This window comes from Rhodoferax sp., from assembly GCF_013297935.1.
Classification (GTDB): domain Bacteria; phylum Pseudomonadota; class Gammaproteobacteria; order Burkholderiales; family Burkholderiaceae_C; genus Allorhodoferax.
In genome coordinates, this window is the sequence record NZ_JAAFIX010000012.1 from 1 (window position 1) to 18,393 (window position 18,393).

Consider the following 18,393-nt stretch of genomic DNA (forward strand, 5'->3'; position numbering starts at 1 on the left):
CAAACTGGTCAGGCCGTCGGGTGCGGTGATGGTGAAGGAACCGGTGGCAGTGGCGTTCTCGGCCACGGACAGATCGGAGCCACCCACACCGGCGCCATCGTTGGGGATGGAGACGGTGGGGGCACCCTCGGACAGACCGGTGACGGTCATGGTGACGGTGGTGGTGGAGAAGGAGCCGTCGGAGTCCTTCAGGGTGTAGCTGAAAACATCGTTTCTGGAGTCGCCCGCATTGAGCGCCTGAGCGGCGGCATTGGTGACATAGGTGTAGGAGCCATCCGAATTGATGGTCAGGGTGCCATAGGTACCGGCCAGGCCGGTGGCCACGCCACCGCTGATCTGTGCGGCACCGGCATTGCCGACCTGTGCGCCGGTGACGGTGGCGGTATCGGCGCCTTGGGTATCGACACTGGCGTTGATGCCGGTGACCAGGTTGCCGCTGACGCCGGCAGGGCCTGCGGCCTCGTCTTCGGTGACGGTGCGGGTGTCGGCCACGGCCACGGGGGCGGTGTCGGTGATGCGGATATCGAGGCTGGAGGCGGTATTGGTATCGCCCTGCGGATCGGTCACTTTGACACTGAAGCTATCGATCACATTGCCCACGGCGGGGTGGGCCGTGCTGGAGCCGGTGGGGTCATAGCTGTAGGAGACCACGCCGGTGGTGCTGTTGTAGCCGGTGATGGACAGTGTGCCATTGGCGCCTACTACCAAAACAGGAGCGCCCGGTGTAGCGCCTGTGAGGGCTGCAGCGGTAATAACGGTGGAGCCGACGGTCAAACTGGTCAGGCCGTCGGGTGCGGTGATGGTGAAGGAACCGGTGGCAGTGGCGTTCTCGGCCACGGACAGATCGGAGCCACCCACACCGGCGCCATCGTTGGGGATGGAGACGGTGGGGGCACCTGAGGACAGCGCAACGGTGCTTGTGATGCCTAGTTCTTGCCTCGGTTGTTGGATTTCCCGATCAATACCTAACGGACTAAGCCCCTCACTAACTCGCAAAACGCGGACAAAACTGTGTGAGTCACTGGCATCGCCGCCGGAAAGACCAGCAGCTGTGGCGTCAAGTTCTGTGGATAGGTCTCCTCCAGTGGCGATCACGCGGGCTACCGCGGCCGCGCCACTGTTGAGGTCTGCGAGGGCAGCACTGGTGGCGTCTTCCGTAGCTATTCCTAGCAAATTGGCATCGATGAGTAGCTCTCGCCCTGATTCGAGCGCGATTCCCCGCCCATTAGGGAGTGCCAGCTCTAACCTCGTGCCGTCATCCGTCAGTACGACTTGACCTTCCTGAATTTCGTCGCCAAGCTTGATGGCGCGCTTGCTGCCGTCTGGGGCAACCACCCAAGCGTTGCCCTGCAAAATAACGACGACGCCACGTGCTTGGGCGGAAATTTGGGAAGTAGCCATACAAAAACTCCAGAATCAGCAAATCTAGCTGACCAATGTAGAGTGATTGGCGGCCTTTGGCTATTGGCCTTCAGTACAGGTGGTGTGAAAAATTACTGGATTCCGTGGACTTTCAGCGCTAGCTGAAGCCGATCGGATGATCCTGTCTTTTCGAAGATCGCGCTCAGGTGCGCTTTAACGGTACGCTCGGTGATGCCACAAGCTTCCGCGATGATTGCATTACTTGAGCCTCGGGCAACCAGTACAGCTACTTCCCGTTCTCGGGTAGTGAGCACATTTTCCCATTCGGTGGACGGAGGTGCTGCGTCGGTGGCTGCCCGGTGGGCGGTTTGGATCAGTTGCTGCATCAGATTGGAGCCAATCCAGACATGTCCCGCTGCAATAACCCGCTGCACCTGTAGGAGTGTGCCGGGGTCGGAGTAAGCGTGGCAATAGCCAGCGCAGCCTGCATCCAGGGCCGCAATTGCCTCTTCATTGCGCGGGTTTGAACTCGTAGCAACAATCCGGATCTGCTTGTCTTTAATCAGGTTTGCCCAGTCCGAGGCGTTCCAAGAGGGCGTGTCGCTGATGGAGAGGTCTAGCCAAACGACTTCGTTTGATCGCCTCACGGTCTCTCGGAGGGCGGAAAAGCTGCCTACCTCAATTGGGGTTTTTATTTTCAGCGCATCGCGCCAATGTTGCAGCAAGCCGGAGTCCCGGCTCACCAAAATAGGAGCAGAGTCGCGTCTCATCGTTCTGACATAGCCCTGGATTTCGCGCGCAGGATAGGTTTCATCAAGTAGGAGAGAACCGACTTTTTGCCGGTCAGGATATCAACTTCAGCCACCATGCCGGGAATGATGGGGAGTTTCTGCTGCCCTATCGTGGTCGAGAGGGTGCGAACCCGTACGACAAAGAATGCGTTGCCTTTCTCATCCACAACGCTGTCTGCGCCGATTTGCTCCAGCGTGGCCTCCAAACCACCATACACCGCAAAGTCGTAGGCTGTGAATTTCACCAAAGCTTTTTGGCCGGGTCGCAAGAAGGCGATATCCCGTGGCAAGACGCGGGCTTCCAACAGCAGTGCATCGTCCGAGGGCACTAGCTCAATGACATCTTTTCCTGGCTGAACCACGCCACCGACAGTGTTGACCCGCAGCTGTTTGACAGTGCCATTCACAGGGGAGCGGATTTCTGTCTGTTTCACCCGATCTTCGAGGGCTGCACTACCCTCCGACAAGGCATTCAGCTTGGCATTGGTTTCACTCAACTCCGACCTAGCGATGTTCCGGAAGGTGAGCTCAACCTCTTGGATTTTGCGATTCGATTCCGCCACCGCTGACTCCAAGCGAGGGATATCGGAGTTCGCGCTATCCCGCTCCCCCCGGTAGCGAGCCACATCGCGCTCCAGCCGGAGTAGCTCCACATCGGACACCGCCCCGGTTTTTACCAAGGGGCGGGTGAGTTCTAGCTCTCTCGCAGTCAGTGTGTAGCTCTGGGCAGCTTGTTCTCTGCGCGCACGCACGGAAATCAATTCTTGAGACCGTTGGGACGACTGTTGCCTGGCGACACCGACGGTGGCATCGAGCTCTGCGCGCCGAGATTCGTACAGCGCACGCTCCTGCTCAACGATATCAGGGGCCTGTTTCAAAACCTCTTCAGGCGGGACAAAGCGTGATCCTTCTGCCAGTGCCCTCAATCGGGCCCCTTTCGCCAGCAGCGAAAGATATTGAGATTGATTTTCCCGGAGCGATGACACCATTCGGGTGGGGTCTACTTTTAACAAAAGGTCCCCGGCCTTGACGACTTGACCTTCGCGCGCCAGTATTTCTGAGACGATGCCTCCATCCAGGCTTTGCAAAATTTGGATCTGTCGTGATGGAATGACTTTGCCCTCACCGCGGGTCACTTCATCCAGCTCAGCAAAGGCGGCCCACACTAGCAAGACAAAAATGGTGAGTGCGCTCAACCACACGACCAAGCGCGCACCGCGTGGCGTTTGTTCCGCAATTGCCCAGTCAGCGCTGGCATCAAAGTCGCTGTCGAGTTCCTTTTGTTTTCCGCCAACGGCAGAGAGCAATCGATCCAGGGCGGGGGAGCAGGCGGCGTACACCCGCTCCCAGAGTCGATCGAGTGCCGTTGTTTTTGTGGGCTGCTCCGGGGTCATCATGAAGCCCTCCCGATACGACCGCTTTGAAGCGCTTCGACTACTTGGGCCTTGGGGCCATCGGCCACGACCTGGCCGCTGTCAATCACGATCAAGCGGTCTATCAGTTCCAGCAGTGAAGTCCGGTGGGTTACCAAAATCATGGTCTTGCCAGTGGCAAAGCGGCGTAGCCGGCTCTTCAGGGCGTCTTCGCTTTGGTGATCCATTGCACTGCTAGGTTCGTCCAGGAGCAGCATGGGGGAGTCGTTCAAAACCGCGCGCGCAATACCCACAGCCTGGCGCTGCCCGCCGGAGAGTGACTCTCCGCGTTCGCCGATAGGCATGTCAAACCCCTTGGGGTGACGATTGGCGAACTCGGTAACACCCGCAATTTCAGCTGCAGCCAGCACGTCCTGGTCATCTGCAAAGGGAGCGCCCAACGCAATATTTTCTTTGAGCGTGCCGTAAAAAAGACTCACATCCTGAGACACGAAGCCGGCAGCGCGGCGGAGCTCTGCGGGGTCGATTTGTCGCAGGTCGATACCATCGATGAGGATGGCGCCTTCCGTGGGCTGATGCAGTCCCAGAATCAGGCGCTGGATAGTCGATTTTCCAGAACCCACCCGGCCGATGAATGCGACCTTTTCACCCGCGTGAATTTTGAAAGACACCTTGCTCAACACGGATTGCTGCTGGCCCGGGTAAGTGAAACTGACGTTTTTGAATTCAATCGTTCCCTGAAAGCCGGAGCGGTGCAGGTATGCACTGTCTTCCGTACGCTCGGGCTCTTGCTTCATGTGCTGGTCGACCGAGGCAAGACCGCTTTTGGCGCTGTGGTACTGCAACAGCAAGCCTGCCACCTGGCCGAATGGCGCCATGGCCCTTCCCGCCAACATGGAGGCCGCGATGATCGCGCCCATGCTGATTTGGTTACCGATCAGCAGGTACACGCCCACGATGACGCTGGTAACCGACACGAGCTGCTGCATGGCTTGGGCGAAGTTCATGGTCCCGTTGGACAGCAACTTAAGGCGTGTGCTGGTTTGCGCCAGAAAAATAGTGCTTTGTTCCCATTTGCGCTGAAAGCCACTCTCCGCCACCATGAATTTGATGGTTTCAATTCCCACGAGGCTCTCGACCAGCGTTGCATTGCGCTGCGACGTGGCGCGCTGCGACACCTCGACAAGCTCCTGCATTTTGCGTTGGGTGATCAGTGAAGCGATCAGTAGCAGCACGATGCACACCAGAGGAGGGAGCGTCAGCCAAGGCGAAATCCAGATCAAAGCGAGGAAAAAAACCAAGACAAAAGGCAAGTCCACCAAAGTGGTAATCGTGGCCGAAGCTACAAAGTCGCGCACCGACTCAAAAGCTCGTAAGTTGGCAGCAAAAGAGCCCACGGAGGCGGGGCGATCGGCCATCTTGAGGCCTAACACCCGCTCCATGATTCGCGCGGAGAGTGTGACGTCGATCCGCTTACCCGCGGTGTCCAGGATGTAGGCCCGCATTGTCCGCAAGACCGTATCAAACACCATCATCAAAAAAACACCCAGCGCGAGGACCCACAGCGTTTCCTCGGCCCGGTTCGGGACGACGCGGTCATACACCGTCATCGAGAACATCGGCATCGCTAGCGCAAAAATATTGATGAGCAGGGCGGCAATCAAACTGTCCCGGTACAAGCGCCAGTTTTGAAGCACCACGCTCCAGAACCAATGCTTGGACTTGAGCTCTCCTGTCGCAGGGGTTCGGGGGTCAAACTTGAAGACAGGGCGCACAAAGAAGACCACGCCTGCAAACAGCGCTTCCAAGGCCTCCAAACTGATGAGGTCCCCGGACTCGCCACTCTCCGGGAAGCGGACACGGGCTTGGCCGTCCTCGGTCCATTCGAGCAGCAGACAAGCCTGTTTGTCTTGGAGCAGCAGAATCAGCGGCAGCAAGCCCGGGCGCAGATCGCTCAATTTGCGGCGGGCGAGCCGGGCAGTCAGGCCGGCGCGGGCTGCTGCGCGTGGCAAAAGCGCCGGCGTGATCAGGTTGTTTTCCAGCGGCAACCCCGCCGATACAGACTCTTGCGTGGTGGTAATGCCATACACCCTGGCCAACGAAACCAAGCAATCGAGCAAGGGGTCGACATGCGTGCTGTGCTCGCCGATTCGCCAACCGGGTGTCTTGTTGGAAGAAGGGGTCGAGGAAGGAGGTAGTTGCGCAGTCATTTAAATAATACGTTGATCGCCGCCCAACAGATTCAAGGCGCCCTGCATCCGGTTGCGCAGGCCTTTGCGGCGCGTGATCTTTTGTTGCGCTGCAGCTGGCAAATCCGTATGGCGGATGACGTTCTTGATGATCAGGGTGTCAATCAAGTCCTCGAGCACCCGGACAAACTCTGCATCGGCGGTCGTGAAACTCGACGTGTCCGCCGGGCGTCCGAAAAAAGCCAAGACATCGGGGTGATCGTCCGCTAACAGTTCCCCGCCGGCGCGCTCGCTGCGCGAAAGCGATGCAATCGAGCCGTCTTCATTTCGCAGCGCATGGAACATAGTGCAACGACGCTTTCTTGGGAGTGGGCCGATCAAAGTGGGCCTGATGCTAGCACCGCAGACCCGATAACAGATGCCAAATATGCCATGTATTTCATGAATATTTGATGCAATCGGGTTTCAGGCCGCCATGAGTGCCGATGCCTGCTCGATGATGCCGCCCCCAAGACAGACATCGCCCTGATAGAGCACCGCCGATTGCCCCGGGGTCACTGCCCACTGCGCCTGGGGAAAGTGCAGGGCGAAATGCGCGGGGCCCTTGGTGTCAAAAGTGCAAGGGGCATCGGCTTGCCGGTAGCGCGTTTTGGCGCCGGCGTCTTGCGGCGCCGGCGGGCTGCCTGCGACCCAACTTGCGTTCAGGGCAGAGAGCTCGCCAGACAGCAGCCACGGGTGGTCATGCCCTTGTACGACCCACAAGGTGTTGTTCTGCAGGTCTTTGCGTGCGACAAACCAAGGGTTGTGTTCCCCGCCGCCACGCTGCGCTCCTTTGGCCTTGATGCCACCAATCCCCAAACCCTGGCGTTGCCCCAAGGTGTAAAAAGAAAGGCCAACGTGTTCCCCAATGGTGTGCCCCTTAGGGTTTTTGATAGGACCGGGCTCTTTGGAAATGTAACGATTCAAAAACTCCCGGAACGGCCGCTCGCCGATAAAGCAAATGCCGGTGGAGTCTTTCTTCTTGGCGTTGGGGAGGCCGATGTCGTCGGCAATGCGGCGCACTTCCGTCTTGTGCAACTCGCCCACGGGAAAGAGGGTTTTGGACAATTGCGCCTGATTCAAGCGGTGTAGGAAATAGCTCTGGTCTTTCGCCGGGTCTAGGCCTTTGAGCAACTCATGGTGTCCGGTGAGGTTATTTTCGCGCACGCGGGCGTAATGCCCCGTGGCAATTTTCTCTGCGCCGAGGCGCATTGCATGGTCCAGAAACGCTTTGAACTTGATCTCGGCGTTGCACAAAATGTCCGGATTGGGCGTACGCCCGGCTTGGTACTCTTGCAAAAACTCCGCGAAAACGCGGTCCCGGTACTCTGCTGCAAAGTTGACGTGCTCGATTTCTATGCCCAGCACATCGGCGACCGCCGCCGCGTCGACAAAATCGATGTTGGAGGAGCAATATTCGCTGTCGTCGTCATCTTCCCAGTTCTTCATGAAGATGCCGACCACTTCGTGGCCTTGTTGTTTCAACAGGTGGGCGGTAACCGCCGAGTCCACGCCACCACTCAATCCCACCACTATTCTTTGCTTGGTCATGGCTCGATTTTAGTCGCTGGTGGGTGCTCGGCGTTTTATGATAAAAAATGCCCGTAACCCTCGAATATATTGTACAAGCAGCTATTGTTTTTATAGCGTCATGTGGGGTCTGTCACACTGGGGGAGGTGTGCACCATGGCCAAGGGGAAGCGTTGCCCACGCAGGTAGTCTTCCATGCACTGGAGCACCAAGGGACTGCGGAGTCGCTCTTTGCTGGCGCGAATTTCTTCCGGCGTGAGCCAAAGCGTTCTGACGATGCCCGCATCGAGCGCGCGTCCTTCCCCAGCAGAACCCACAGCACCGCAATAAGCAAACCGGAGGTACGTAACGTCTTCTATGCCTGTGGCCGTGGGCCGGACAAATCGCGAAAGGTACACGCCCACCAGCGCTGTGGGTTGAAACGGGTGGGCAGTTTCCTCTAGGGTTTCGCGGATGCAACCTTGCTCGGGGGACTCTCCCGGATCGAGGTGACCGGCAGGATTGTTGAGCCGCAGCCCCTCGGGGGTGTGCTCTTCGACCAATAAGAAGCGACCGTCCTGTTCGATCACTGCAGCCACCGTCACACTGGGTTTCCATCGTTCGTTCATGCTGGATTATGTGCATCCAGCGCAAAGGTCTTTGGCAAATGCTGCGTCTTTAGCCCTATGGAACGGAGGGAAACTCATGTAAGCTAGCTGACAGCTTGATTCCAACCTTTATAGGAGAGCCGCATGCAGATAGGTGTACCCGCTGAAACACTGGCGGGCGAGACCCGAGTAGCCGTGACCCCGGAGACAGTGAAAAAACTGAAATCCCAAGGGCATACGGTGCGTATCCAAAGCGGCGCCGGCGTGGCGGCTAGCGTCACTGATGAGGCTTACCTTGCTGCCGGTGCCGAAATCACCGATGCCGCAGGTGCTTTCGGGAGCGAATTGGTCCTCAAGGTCCGCACGCCCAGCGACGCAGAAGCAGCCCTGATGCGGCCGGGCGCAACCGTGGTGGGCATGCTCAACCCGTTTGATGCCGAGGGCCTGCAACGGCTTGCCGCGGCCCAGCTCAACGCCTACGCCTTAGAGGCCGCACCCCGGACCACCCGGGCGCAGAGCATGGACGTGCTCTCCAGCCAGGCCAATATTGCGGGCTACAAGGCGGTCATGATGGCGGCTGACAAGTACCAGCGCTTTTTCCCCATGCTCATGACGGCGGCCGGCACGGTCAAGGCGGCACGCGTGGTCATTCTCGGGGTCGGTGTCGCTGGCCTGCAGGCCATCGCCACCGCCAAGCGTCTGGGGGCTGTGATTGAAGCCTCGGACGTGCGCCCGAGCGTGAAAGAGCAAGTCGAATCTTTGGGGGGCAAATTCATCGATGTGCCCTATGAGACCGATGAAGAGAAAGAAGCCGCAGTGGGTGTGGGTGGATACGCCAAGCCCATGCCCCTGAGTTGGCTGGACCGCCAGAAAGCCGAAGTGGCCAAGCGCGTGGCCCAGGCCGATGTGGTGATCAGCACGGCGCTGATCCCCGGTCGCGCAGCGCCCACCCTGATCACCGAAGACATGGTCAAGTCCATGAAGCCCGGCTCTGTGATTGTGGATATCGCAGCGGGTAAAGGCCCCGACGGTGGCGGGAATTGCCCTCTGTCCGAAGCAGATAAAACCGTCGTCAAACATGGCGTCACCCTGATCGGTGAGACCAACCTGCCTGCACTGGTAGCGGCAGATGCGTCTTCCCTCTATGCCCGCAACGTGCTGGACTTCCTGAAGTTGATCATCAACAAGGAAGGCGCGCTGCACACGGACTTGGAAGACGACATCGTGGCCGCCTGCCTGGTGACCCAGGGCGGTGCTGTGCGCCGCAAATAAGTCGCAGGCGCAATACACGCTCTCCCAATCATTCACTCACTTTCTTCAAGGAGCGACACCATGGAAATGGTTTCCCCCACTATCCTGAATCTCATCATCTTTGTGCTGGCCATTTACGTGGGCTACCACGTTGTCTGGACCGTGACACCCGCACTGCACACGCCTTTGATGGCGGTGACCAACGCGATTTCGGCCATCGTCATCGTGGGTGCCATGTTGGCGGCCGCGCTGACGGAAACCACCTTGGGTAAATCCATGGGGGTGCTGGCCGTGGCGCTAGCCGCGGTCAATGTGTTCGGCGGTTTCATGGTGACCCGCCGCATGCTGGAAATGTTCAAGAAAAAAGACAAGAAAGCGGTCAGCGCAGGAGCCAAAGAATGAGCCTCAACCTCGTCACTCTCCTGTATCTTTTTGCCAGCGTCTGCTTTATCCAGGCGCTCAAGGGCCTGTCGCACCCGACCACCTCCATCCGCGGCAACGTGTTCGGCATGATCGGCATGGCCGTTGCAGTGTTCACGACCGGCGCTTTGATCTTCAAGCTTGCAGGTCAGCTTGGCCAGAACGGCATGAGCGGCATGGCCTGGGTATTGGGCGCCTTACTCGTCGGTGGCACGGCAGGCACCTTGATGGCCAAGCGCGTCGAAATGACCAAAATGCCCGAGCTGGTGGCGTTTATGCACAGCATGATTGGCTTGGCGGCGGTGTTCATTGCCGTGGCGGCGGTGGCGGAGCCTTGGGCCTTCAGCATCGCGGCCAAGGGCGAGGCCATCCCCACGGGCAACCGCTTCGAGCTGTTCCTGGGGGCGGCCATCGGGGCCATCACTTTCAGTGGCTCAGTTATTGCGTTCGGCAAGCTCAGCGGCAAGTACAAGTTCCGCTTGTTCCAGGGGGCTCCGGTGCAGTTCGCCGGTCAGCACAAGCTCAATCTGGTGTTGGGCCTTGCCACACTGGGTCTGGGTTTGATGTTTGCCTTCACTGAAAACTGGACCGCATTTTTTGTGATGCTGGCGCTGAGCTTCGTGATGGGCGTGCTCATCATCATCCCCATCGGCGGTGCCGACATGCCGGTGGTGGTGTCCATGCTCAATAGCTACTCCGGTTGGGCGGCAGCGGGCATCGGTTTCAGCTTGAACAACAGCATGCTCATCATTGCCGGCTCGTTGGTGGGCTCCAGCGGCGCCATCCTGAGCTACATCATGTGCAAGGCGATGAACCGTTCGTTCTTCAACGTGATTCTGGGCGGCTTCGGGGGCGATGCCTCGGCAGGGCCCGCGGGTGCCGCGGTCCAGCGCAATGTAAAAAGCGGCAGTGCGGATGACGCCGCCTTTGTGTTGGGCAATGCTGAAACCGTGGTCATCGTGCCCGGCTACGGTCTGGCGGTAGCCCGGGCGCAACATGCGGTGAAAGAACTCGCTGCCAAGCTCATCGAGAAGGGCATTACCGTCAAGTACGCCATTCACCCGGTGGCAGGCCGCATGCCCGGTCACATGAACGTGCTGTTGGCCGAAGCTGAAGTGCCTTATGACCAGGTGTTTGAGATGGAAGACATCAACGGCGAATTCGGCCAGGCGGATGTTGCCATCATTCTGGGTGCAAACGACGTGGTGAATCCTGCTGCCCACATCAAGGGCAGCCCGATTTACGGCATGCCGATTCTGGAGGCCTACAAGGCCAAGACCATCATCGTGAACAAACGTTCCATGGCGGCTGGGTATGCCGGTTTGGATAACGAGCTGTTCTACATGGACAAGACCATGATGGTGTTCGGTGACGCCAAGAAGGTCGTTGAGGACATGGGCAAAGCCATCGAATAGGGGCGCGCACCTAAGTACGGCCGCTTAAGGTAAACACCATCAGCGAGCCGTCACGACTGCGTGAAAATAGCAGGCTAACTAAAATTCCGGAGACTTAGGACATGACTGAACGCGTTTGGCTCGGCAGCTACCCACAAGGCGTGCCCGCTGACATTGACACCGCCAAGTACCCTTCATTAGTGGCCCTGCTCGAAGAAAGCTTTCACCAATATGAAAGCCGGGTGGCCTACAACTTCATGGGGAAAGATGTCACATTCGGCCAAACCGACAGCTTGAGTCTGGCACTAGCGGCCTACCTGCAAGGTTTGGGCCTGAGTAAGGGTGACCGGGTAGCCATCATGATGCCCAACGTTCCCCAGTATCCGATTGCGGTGGCGGCTATTTTGCGCGCCGGCTTCGTGGTGGTGAATGTCAATCCGCTCTACACCGCGCGGGAGTTGGAGCACCAACTCAAAGATTCCGGCTCCAAGGCGATCGTCATCATCGAGAACTTTGCCCACACCCTGGAGAAGTGCATCGCAGCAACGCCCGTGAAGCACGTTGTCTTGTGCTCCATGGGGGATCGCTTGGGCTTGCTCAAGGGGACCATGGTGAATTACGTGGTCCGCAATGTCAAAAAGATGGTGCCCTCCTTCAGCTTGCCGGATGCGGTCCGCTTCAATGAAGCCATTGCCCGTGGTACCAAGGCACCATTCAAAAAGCCTGAGATCAAGGCGGACGATGTCGCTGTTCTCCAATACACAGGGGGGACGACGGGCGTGTCTAAGGGGGCGGTACTGTTGCACCGCAACGTGATCGCCAATGCCTTGCAGTCCGAGGCCTGGTACGCCCCGGCAATGGCCAAGGTGCCTGCGGGGCAGCAGCCCACCACCGTGTGTGCCTTGCCGCTTTACCATGTGTTTGCCTTTACGGTGGGCATGATGCTGTCGGTGCGCACAGGCGGGAAATTGATCCTGATCCCCAACCCGCGCGATATTCCGGGGGTTCTGAAAGAGCTCTCCAAGCACACCATTCACAGCCTGCCGGCCGTGAACACTTTGTTCAACGGCTTGGCCAACCATCCTGATTTCGACAAGGTCGACTGGAGCCACCTGAAAGTGGCTGTTGGCGGCGGCACGGCGGTGCAAAGCGGTGTGGCCAAGCTTTGGTTTGAGAAAACCGGCTGCCCTATCTGCGAAGGATATGGTCTGAGCGAAACGTCCCCGACGGTGAGCTGCAACCCCATTACATCGACCGAATACACCGGCACGATTGGCGTGCCCTTGCCCAGCACTTACATGAAGTTGCTGGACGACGAAGGTGTCGAGGTCGCCGAAGGTCAGAGCGGCGAAATCGCCATCAAGGGGCCCCAAGTTATGGCGGGCTACTGGCAGCGCCCGGATGAGACCGCCAAGGTCATGACGCCCGATGGTTACTTCAAGACCGGCGATGTCGGGGTGGTGGATGCACGTGGCTACTTCAAGATCGTGGATCGCAAAAAAGACATGATTCTGGTCAGCGGATTTAACGTCTTTCCCACAGAGTTGGAAGATGTGGTCACCCAGCTCCCCGGTGTGCTGGAGTGCGCCTGTGTCGGCGTTACGGATGCCAAGACGGGTGAAGCTGTAAAGCTGGTGATTGTTAAAAAAGATCCGAACCTGAGCGAAGAAGATGTGCGCGCGTTCTGCCGTGAAAACCTGACGGGCTACAAGCAGCCCAAGGTGGTGGAGTTCCGCGCTGACTTGCCAAAAACACCGGTCGGCAAAATTCTGCGTCGCGAGTTGCGGGAAAAGTAAGCGCCTTGATCGCGATACTGAGCGCGCTGCCCGAGGAGCAAGACGGTCTGCTGTCGTGCATGACCGGCGTGGTGCGCGTGGAGCACGGCGGGCGCACTTTTTGGCGAGGTAGCCTGAAAGAGCAGGAGGTCGTGCTGGCACTCTCCCGCATCGGCAAAGTGGCCGCTGCGACCACCGCCACTGCCCTGGTTGCCCATTTCGGAGTGCAGCGGATGCTCTTTACAGGAGTCGCCGGTGGTACCGGGCCGGGAGTGGCCGTAGGCGACGTGGTGGTAGGTAGCCACTACATGCAGCACGACATGGATGCGTCTCCTTTGTTTCCGCGCTATGAGATTCCGCTCACCGGGTGCTCGGTGCTGCCTGCCGACCCCGCCTTGCAAGACGCTGCCTGCGCCGCGGTGCGCAAGGTGCAGCAAGCGGTCCGCAGCGAACCCTACCAAGCAAACCTGCATTGCGGCTTGATTGCCAGCGGCGACCGATTCGTGAGCTCAGGCCAAGAGGTGCACAAGCTTATGGCGGACGCTGCAGCCTCCGGCTTCTCTCCGCTGGCGGTCGAAATGGAAGGGGCGGCAGTGGCCCAAGTGTGTGCCGACTACGGCATTCCCTTTGTCGCCATCCGCACTATCTCGGACCGTGCCGACGATGTGGCCCATGTCGACTTCCCGCGGTTTGTGCGAGAAACAGCCAGCGTCTATGCACTGGCTATCGTCCGGGAGTTTTTGCGTTTGCTATCAAATAAATAGCTGGGTGCATAATCGGGTAGAGGGCTGGAGCCTGAAATGACACCTATCGGAGCCAGCCTCGCCGGTGAAAATACCACATGGGAACGACTGCGCTGGCAATCATCAGGGCCAGAGCATAAGGGTAGCCCCAAGATTGTTTGAGCTCGGGCATGAACTCGAAATTCATGCCATACACACTGGCGATCAACGTGGGTGGCAGCAGGGCTACGCTGGCCACAGAGAAAATTTTGATGGTTTTGTTCTGGTTGATGTTGATGAAACCCACCGTCGCATCCATCAAGAAGTTGATTTTGTCGAACAAAAACGCCGTGTGGGAGTCCAGGGAATCAATATCCCGCAGGATTTGGCGGGCCTGCTCAAACTGCTCGGCGTTGAGCATCTTGCTGCGCATCATGAAGCTCACCGCACGTCGGGTGTCCATCACGTTGCGACGGATGCGGCCGCTCAAATCCTCATGACGCGCAATAGCGCCCAGTGCCTCGCCGGCAATCGCATCGCTCACATTGCCCGAAAGCACCTTTTTGCTGACTTTTTCGAGCTCGTCGTAAATGCCTTCCAGCGTGTCGGCGGAATACTCGGCATCCGCATCAAACAGTTTGAGGAGCACTTCTTTGGCGTCTTCGATCAAGCCGGGTGCACGGCGGGCGCGCATGCGCAGCAGGCGGAAGACAGGCACGTCCTCATCGTGGATTGAGAACAAAACGCCTTTGCTTTTGAGGTCATCGTTGACCAAATTCAAGATAAACGCGGCCCGCACGGTGCGCGGTTCATCATCGTCCGCGATCAAAAAGTCGCTGCGGATATGCAGGTCACCGTTGTCTTCTGCGTAAAAGCGGGCGGACTCTTCGATGTCCTCGTCCATCGCATCGTCCGGGATAGACAAGCCGTAGTACTGCTTGACCCAGCGCTTTTCTTCCAGCGTGGGGGACTCCAAATCAACCCAGATGGGCTGGAATTTGGATAGCTCCTCCAGGGACTCGATTTCTTCTTGAAATAGCCGCCCGTTGGCGAGCGTAAAGATGTTGAGCATGGCTCACTCCCAAGTGTTGTTGGCTGCAATCGGGTGTTGGGTGCTTTCAACCCCGTTGCAGTGGTGGGAGTTGAAAGCTACCGACTAGGGTAGGTTTCCAAGGAGCGCTCTCCGGTAATTCAGAAGCTGAAATTATCGCACTGCATAGACTGCTAGAGTGGGTCCCCTACCTATTCTGCGAAGACTCATTTCAAGATGCCTACTCCCATGACTCCCCGGCGCGAGCGCTGGTTGCTGATTACCTTGGCGGGCATCCAGTTCACCAACATCCTGGACTTCATGATCATGATGCCGCTGGGGCCGGCCTTGACCAGCCTTTTCCGCATCAGCGACGCGCAATTCGGCCTTTTGGTGTCGGCCTACACCCTTGCGGGCGGGGCATCCGGCTTGGTTGCTTCGACCTACATCGACAAGTTCGACCGCAAGCGTCTTTTGCTGGTTCTATACACCCTATTTGCACTTTCCACATTGGCTTGCGGAATTGCGCCTAGCTACGAAGCGCTGTTGGTCGCGCGCATTTTTGCCGGTGTCTTCGGTGGAGTGTTGTCGGCATTGAGCCAAACCATTGTGGGCGACGTTATTCCCTTCGAGCGTCGTGGCCACGCCATGGGGATCGTGATGACCTCCTTCTCGGTGTCCACCGTTGCGGGGGTGCCGCTGGGCCTCTTTCTGGCGGCCCATTTCGGATGGCACATGCCATTTCTTTTGATTGCGGCAATCTGTTGCTTGTTCGCGGTGTTTGCGTGGCTGACCTTGCCGGCATTGAACTCCCACTTGCAGGCTCAAGCCCACAACTCTGCATGGGGGCGCATATCGGAGGTGCTTCGGGATCGAAACCACCTGAAAGCATTTTGTTTTTCGGCGCTGCTGATGTTTTCCGGTTTCACGGTTATTCCCTACATCACGATCTTTATGCAGGCCAATGTAGGGCTTCAAGCGCAGCAGATTCCCTATGTGTATTTGTGCGGTGGTGTCGCGACCTTGATCACAGCGCGTTGGTTCGGCGGACTTGCCGATAGTTGGGGCAAGTTCAACACTTTTCGGGCCATTGCATGGGCTTTTGTCTTTCCCTTGGTGGGCTTGACGCTCCTGGGGCCGGTCGGGTTGTCGGGCGCCTTGCTGGTGTCGACCGTGTTTTTCGTGTGCGGCAGCGGCCGCATGATTCCCGGAATGGCGATGGTGACCTCCGCTGCCAATCCGGCCTTGCGCGGCACTTTCATGACCCTGAATGCCTCTGTGCAATCCGCCGCCATGGGTTTGGCTGCTCTGGTGGGTGGCTACATCATCAGCCGAGATGCCGCCGGATCGGTGCAAAACTACTGGATTTCGGCCTTGTTGGGAGCAGTAGCGAGCCTTCTGGCAGTGCTGATTGCAGCGAAGCTGAACCTGCACCAGGGGCCCGCAAAGCCGCGCTGACCAAGTCCATTTTTTGTTGCGGTGCATTACAAAAAGACTTTGCATTTGACCGAAAACGGGCGCATAGTGGATTCATAGAGACCGCAATTTGGTAAACAAGTTTGAGTGCTGAATGCCCGAGTGGCACAAGGCTTTTTCAACCCTGAGAGCAACTGGAGGTTATTTATGAATTTGACGATCAGCGGTCATCACCTTGAAGTTACCCCGGCCCTGCGTAGTTACGTTACGACCAAGCTAGATCGCATCATGCGCCACTTCGATCAAGTGGTGGATGTCAAGGTTCTACTCACCGTTGAAAACCAAAAGGAAAAGGAACGACGGCAACGCGCCGAATGCAATATCCATGTCAAAGGCAGCGACATGTTTGCCGAAAGCGCACATGCAGATCTCTATGCCGCTGTGGATGAGCTGGTCGACAAGCTCGACCGCCAGGTGGTTCGCCACAAAGACCGGCTGCAAAACCACCACCACGAGGCTCCCAAGCGCCTGATGTAGTGTTGCAATAGAGACGACAACACTAAAACCGCCCTGACACGGGCGGTTTTTTTATGTGCATAATCCGCTCCTTACCATGAACCGCCTCGCGTCCATACTCCCTCCTTCGCAAGTTCTTGCGCAAGTCGATGTCACCAGCAAAAAGCGCGCATTTGAAGAGGCGGGCCTGCTGTTTGAAAATCTGCACGGGCTCAGCCGGGCGCTTGTCACAGACAGCCTGTTCTCCCGCGAGCGCCTGGGTTCCACTGGCTTGGGGCATGGGGTTGCGATTCCTCATGGTCGTATCAAAGGGCTCAAGTCCCCGATGGCAGCTGTATTTCAGTTGGCGCACCCGATCGGTTTCGATTCGCCTGACGATGTGCCGGTCAGCCTGCTGATATTTCTGCTGGTGCCTGAAGCGGCGACCCAGAAACACCTGGAAATCCTGTCCGAAATTGCGGAGTTACTCAGTGACTCCGCGCTGCGCGAGCAGATCACCAGCTGTTTTGACGCCACCGAGCTCCACGGTTTGATTGCCGGTTGGCAGTCGGCCAGAGCGGCGTAAACCCCCTCTCCTGATTACGGTGCTGCTTTGAAGCCTACCGCTGTCAGCGCTGACGCCCTCTTTGAAGAATTCCGCGGGCATTTGCGCTGGGAGTGGGTCGCAGGTTTGGGGGCCTCGGAGCGGCGTTTTGATGAAGTGGCCATCAAGGCTGCGCGCTCTGGCGCGGACTTGGTGGGCTACCTGAACTACATCCATCCCTACCGCGTGCAGATTCTGGGCGAGCGGGAAATCACTTACATCACGAACGCGACCCCCGAGGACTGCGCTCGTCGTATCTCACGCATTGTGACCCTGGAGCCGCCTGTCTTGGTGCTGGCCGACGGGCAGGTCGCACCGCAAGCGCTGCTCGCTATGTGTGAGCGGGCACAGATCCCCATGTTCGCGACCAAAGAGTCGTCCGCATTTGTGATCGATGTACTGCGGGCCTATCTGTCAAAGCACTTTGCCGACCGCATGTCCATGCACGGGGTGTTCATGGATATTCTGGGCTTGGGCGTGTTGATTACCGGTGAATCCGGCCTGGGCAAGAGCGAGCTAGGGCTGGAGTTGATCTCGCGGGGCAACGGCTTGGTCGCTGACGACGCCGTGGATTTGTTCCGGATCAACCAGACGACCATCGAAGGGCGGTGCCCCGAGCTCTTGCAAAATCTGCTGGAGGTGCGGGGCATCGGTTTGCTCGATATCCGTGGCATCTTCGGGGAGACGGCAGTCCGCCGCAAGATGCGGCTCAAGCTCATTGTGCACCTGGTGCGTCGCGAAACGTTGGAGCGCGATTACGAACGGATTCCCTACGAGCCACTCACCCAGGATGTGCTGGGGATTCCGGTGCGCAAGGTGGTCATTCAAGTGGTGGCGGGGCGCAACATCGCGGTGCTGGTGGAGGCGGCGGTGCGCAACACTATCTTGCAGTTGCGGGGCATCGACACCTATCAGGAGTTTGTGGAGCGCCACCGCAAAGCCATGGCGCAGGGCTACTAGTTCTCGGAATTCCGGTGCGGGCAGTCGCCCTTGGTGCAGTGGGCGTACAGGCTCAGTGCGTGATCTGCAATTGCAAAACCCTTGGATTTAGCGACTGCTTGCTGGCGCTTTTCAATCTCCGCGTCGTAAAACTCCTCTACGCGTCCGCAATCCAGGCACACCAAATGGTCGTGGTGCTGGCCCTCGTTGAGTTCGTAGACCGCTTTGCCGCTTTCAAAATGGCTGCGGCTCAGAATGCTGGCTTGTTCAAACTGCGTCAACACACGATAGACCGTAGCCAAGCCCACATCCGAGCGCTCTTGCAACAAGACCCGGAACACGTCTTCGGCAGTCATGTGGCGCTGGGTGCCGCGCTGGAAGACTTCCAGAATTTTCAGGCGCGGAACGGTGGCTTTCAGCCCGGTGTTTTTTAGTTCGTCAATATTGTTCATCAGCACATTCCTGGCATGGTCATC

The 18,393-nt window shown here is 58.1% G+C and carries 18 protein-coding genes; 9 read left to right on the forward strand and 9 right to left on the reverse strand.

Annotated features, from left to right (window positions below; translation table 11 throughout):
- The 7 genes from QZW03_RS14675 to QZW03_RS14705 form a co-directional block, all read right to left on the reverse strand.
- A partial coding sequence (locus QZW03_RS14675; RefSeq protein ID WP_296510762.1) for a retention module-containing protein occupies nucleotides 1-1,401 on the reverse strand: 1,401 nt, incomplete at its 3' end.
- A 92-nt stretch (nucleotides 1,402-1,493) separates the two neighbouring features.
- Nucleotides 1,494-2,132 (reverse strand): response regulator transcription factor, encoded by a 639-nt coding sequence (locus tag QZW03_RS14680; protein WP_296510763.1) that lies wholly within the window; start codon nucleotides 2,130-2,132, stop codon nucleotides 1,494-1,496.
- Complete coding sequence (locus QZW03_RS14685; RefSeq protein ID WP_296510764.1) at nucleotides 2,129-3,550, reverse strand: HlyD family type I secretion periplasmic adaptor subunit; 1,422 nt, start codon at nucleotides 3,548-3,550, stop codon at nucleotides 2,129-2,131. Before QZW03_RS14685 ends, QZW03_RS14680 begins: the two co-directional genes overlap by 4 nt.
- Nucleotides 3,547-5,736, reverse strand: coding sequence for a type I secretion system permease/ATPase (locus tag QZW03_RS14690; RefSeq protein WP_296510765.1), 2,190 nt, complete (start codon nucleotides 5,734-5,736; stop codon nucleotides 3,547-3,549). Before QZW03_RS14690 ends, QZW03_RS14685 begins: the two co-directional genes overlap by 4 nt.
- Nucleotides 5,737-6,060 (reverse strand): hypothetical protein, encoded by a 324-nt coding sequence (locus tag QZW03_RS14695; RefSeq protein ID WP_296510766.1) that lies wholly within the window; start codon nucleotides 6,058-6,060, stop codon nucleotides 5,737-5,739.
- A gap of 120 nt (nucleotides 6,061-6,180) precedes the next feature.
- Entirely contained in the window at nucleotides 6,181-7,305 is a 1,125-nt protein-coding gene (gene mnmA / locus QZW03_RS14700; protein ID WP_296510767.1) for a tRNA 2-thiouridine(34) synthase MnmA, read from the reverse strand.
- A gap of 98 nt (nucleotides 7,306-7,403) precedes the next feature.
- Nucleotides 7,404-7,892 (reverse strand): NUDIX hydrolase, encoded by a 489-nt coding sequence (locus tag QZW03_RS14705; RefSeq protein ID WP_296510768.1) that lies wholly within the window; start codon nucleotides 7,890-7,892, stop codon nucleotides 7,404-7,406.
- A 123-nt stretch (nucleotides 7,893-8,015) separates the two neighbouring features.
- Here QZW03_RS14705 and QZW03_RS14710 point away from each other — a divergent pair, with 123 nt between their 5' ends.
- The 5 genes from QZW03_RS14710 to QZW03_RS14730 all read left to right on the forward strand — a co-directional run bounded on the left by QZW03_RS14710 (nucleotide 8,016) and on the right by QZW03_RS14730 (nucleotide 13,475).
- Complete coding sequence (locus tag QZW03_RS14710; protein ID WP_296510769.1) at nucleotides 8,016-9,143, forward strand: Re/Si-specific NAD(P)(+) transhydrogenase subunit alpha; 1,128 nt, start codon at nucleotides 8,016-8,018, stop codon at nucleotides 9,141-9,143.
- Between the two features lie 60 nt (nucleotides 9,144-9,203).
- Complete coding sequence (locus tag QZW03_RS14715; RefSeq protein WP_296510770.1) at nucleotides 9,204-9,524, forward strand: NAD(P) transhydrogenase subunit alpha; 321 nt, start codon at nucleotides 9,204-9,206, stop codon at nucleotides 9,522-9,524.
- Nucleotides 9,521-10,957 carry an NAD(P)(+) transhydrogenase (Re/Si-specific) subunit beta gene (locus QZW03_RS14720; protein WP_296510771.1) on the forward strand — a complete coding sequence of 479 codons (1,437 nt, stop codon included), beginning with the start codon at nucleotides 9,521-9,523 and terminating at the stop codon, nucleotides 10,955-10,957. Before QZW03_RS14715 ends, QZW03_RS14720 begins: the two co-directional genes overlap by 4 nt.
- A gap of 101 nt (nucleotides 10,958-11,058) precedes the next feature.
- Nucleotides 11,059-12,732 (forward strand): long-chain-fatty-acid--CoA ligase, encoded by a 1,674-nt coding sequence (locus tag QZW03_RS14725; protein ID WP_296510772.1) that lies wholly within the window; start codon nucleotides 11,059-11,061, stop codon nucleotides 12,730-12,732.
- A 5-nt stretch (nucleotides 12,733-12,737) separates the two neighbouring features.
- On the forward strand, nucleotides 12,738-13,475 hold the full coding sequence (locus QZW03_RS14730) for a 5'-methylthioadenosine/adenosylhomocysteine nucleosidase (protein WP_296510773.1): 738 nt from the start codon (nucleotides 12,738-12,740) through the stop codon (nucleotides 13,473-13,475).
- Nucleotides 13,476-13,518: 43 nt separating this feature from the next.
- Here QZW03_RS14730 and corA read toward each other — a convergent pair whose 3' ends face one another.
- Nucleotides 13,519-14,505, reverse strand: a complete 987-nt coding sequence (gene corA / locus QZW03_RS14735; protein ID WP_296510774.1) for a magnesium/cobalt transporter CorA — start codon at nucleotides 14,503-14,505, stop codon at nucleotides 13,519-13,521.
- Between the two features lie 195 nt (nucleotides 14,506-14,700).
- Between corA and QZW03_RS14740 the strand changes: the two genes are divergently transcribed.
- The 4 genes from QZW03_RS14740 (at nucleotide 14,701) to hprK (ending at nucleotide 17,938) form a co-directional block, all read left to right on the forward strand.
- Nucleotides 14,701-15,921, forward strand: a complete 1,221-nt coding sequence (locus tag QZW03_RS14740) for an MFS transporter (RefSeq protein WP_296510775.1) — start codon at nucleotides 14,701-14,703, stop codon at nucleotides 15,919-15,921.
- Between the two features lie 165 nt (nucleotides 15,922-16,086).
- Entirely contained in the window at nucleotides 16,087-16,416 is a 330-nt protein-coding gene (gene raiA, locus QZW03_RS14745; RefSeq protein WP_296510776.1) for a ribosome-associated translation inhibitor RaiA, read from the forward strand.
- Nucleotides 16,417-16,492: 76 nt separating this feature from the next.
- A complete protein-coding gene (locus QZW03_RS14750) occupies nucleotides 16,493-16,960 on the forward strand; it encodes a PTS sugar transporter subunit IIA (RefSeq protein WP_296510777.1) in 468 nt (155 codons plus the stop codon).
- Between the two features lie 27 nt (nucleotides 16,961-16,987).
- Nucleotides 16,988-17,938 carry an HPr(Ser) kinase/phosphatase gene (gene hprK, locus QZW03_RS14755; RefSeq protein ID WP_296510778.1) on the forward strand — a complete coding sequence of 317 codons (951 nt, stop codon included), beginning with the start codon at nucleotides 16,988-16,990 and terminating at the stop codon, nucleotides 17,936-17,938.
- Here hprK and fur read toward each other — a convergent pair.
- Complete coding sequence (fur, locus tag QZW03_RS14760; RefSeq protein WP_296510779.1) at nucleotides 17,935-18,369, reverse strand: ferric iron uptake transcriptional regulator; 435 nt, start codon at nucleotides 18,367-18,369, stop codon at nucleotides 17,935-17,937. The two genes, hprK and fur, sit on opposite strands and share 4 nt — an antisense overlap.
- Nucleotides 18,370-18,393 lie beyond the last annotated feature (24 nt).

Coding starts and splice junctions, on each gene's coding strand:
- QZW03_RS14685 (WP_296510764.1), bottom strand. CDS start 3,550: ATGATGACCCCGGAGCAGCCCACAAAAACAACGGCACTCGATCGACTC.
- QZW03_RS14750 (WP_296510777.1), top strand. CDS start 16,493: ATGAACCGCCTCGCGTCCATACTCCCTCCTTCGCAAGTTCTTGCGCAA.
- QZW03_RS14740 (WP_296510775.1), top strand. CDS start 14,701: ATGCCTACTCCCATGACTCCCCGGCGCGAGCGCTGGTTGCTGATTACC.
- raiA (WP_296510776.1), top strand. CDS start 16,087: ATGAATTTGACGATCAGCGGTCATCACCTTGAAGTTACCCCGGCCCTG.
- fur (WP_296510779.1), bottom strand. CDS start 18,369: ATGAACAATATTGACGAACTAAAAAACACCGGGCTGAAAGCCACCGTT.
- corA (WP_296510774.1), bottom strand. CDS start 14,505: ATGCTCAACATCTTTACGCTCGCCAACGGGCGGCTATTTCAAGAAGAA.
- QZW03_RS14710 (WP_296510769.1), top strand. CDS start 8,016: ATGCAGATAGGTGTACCCGCTGAAACACTGGCGGGCGAGACCCGAGTA.
- QZW03_RS14690 (WP_296510765.1), bottom strand. CDS start 5,736: ATGACTGCGCAACTACCTCCTTCCTCGACCCCTTCTTCCAACAAGACA.
- QZW03_RS14725 (WP_296510772.1), top strand. CDS start 11,059: ATGACTGAACGCGTTTGGCTCGGCAGCTACCCACAAGGCGTGCCCGCT.
- QZW03_RS14715 (WP_296510770.1), top strand. CDS start 9,204: ATGGAAATGGTTTCCCCCACTATCCTGAATCTCATCATCTTTGTGCTG.
- QZW03_RS14720 (WP_296510771.1), top strand. CDS start 9,521: ATGAGCCTCAACCTCGTCACTCTCCTGTATCTTTTTGCCAGCGTCTGC.
- QZW03_RS14695 (WP_296510766.1), bottom strand. CDS start 6,060: ATGTTCCATGCGCTGCGAAATGAAGACGGCTCGATTGCATCGCTTTCG.
- QZW03_RS14705 (WP_296510768.1), bottom strand. CDS start 7,892: ATGAACGAACGATGGAAACCCAGTGTGACGGTGGCTGCAGTGATCGAA.
- mnmA (WP_296510767.1), bottom strand. CDS start 7,305: ATGACCAAGCAAAGAATAGTGGTGGGATTGAGTGGTGGCGTGGACTCG.
- QZW03_RS14680 (WP_296510763.1), bottom strand. CDS start 2,132: ATGAGACGCGACTCTGCTCCTATTTTGGTGAGCCGGGACTCCGGCTTG.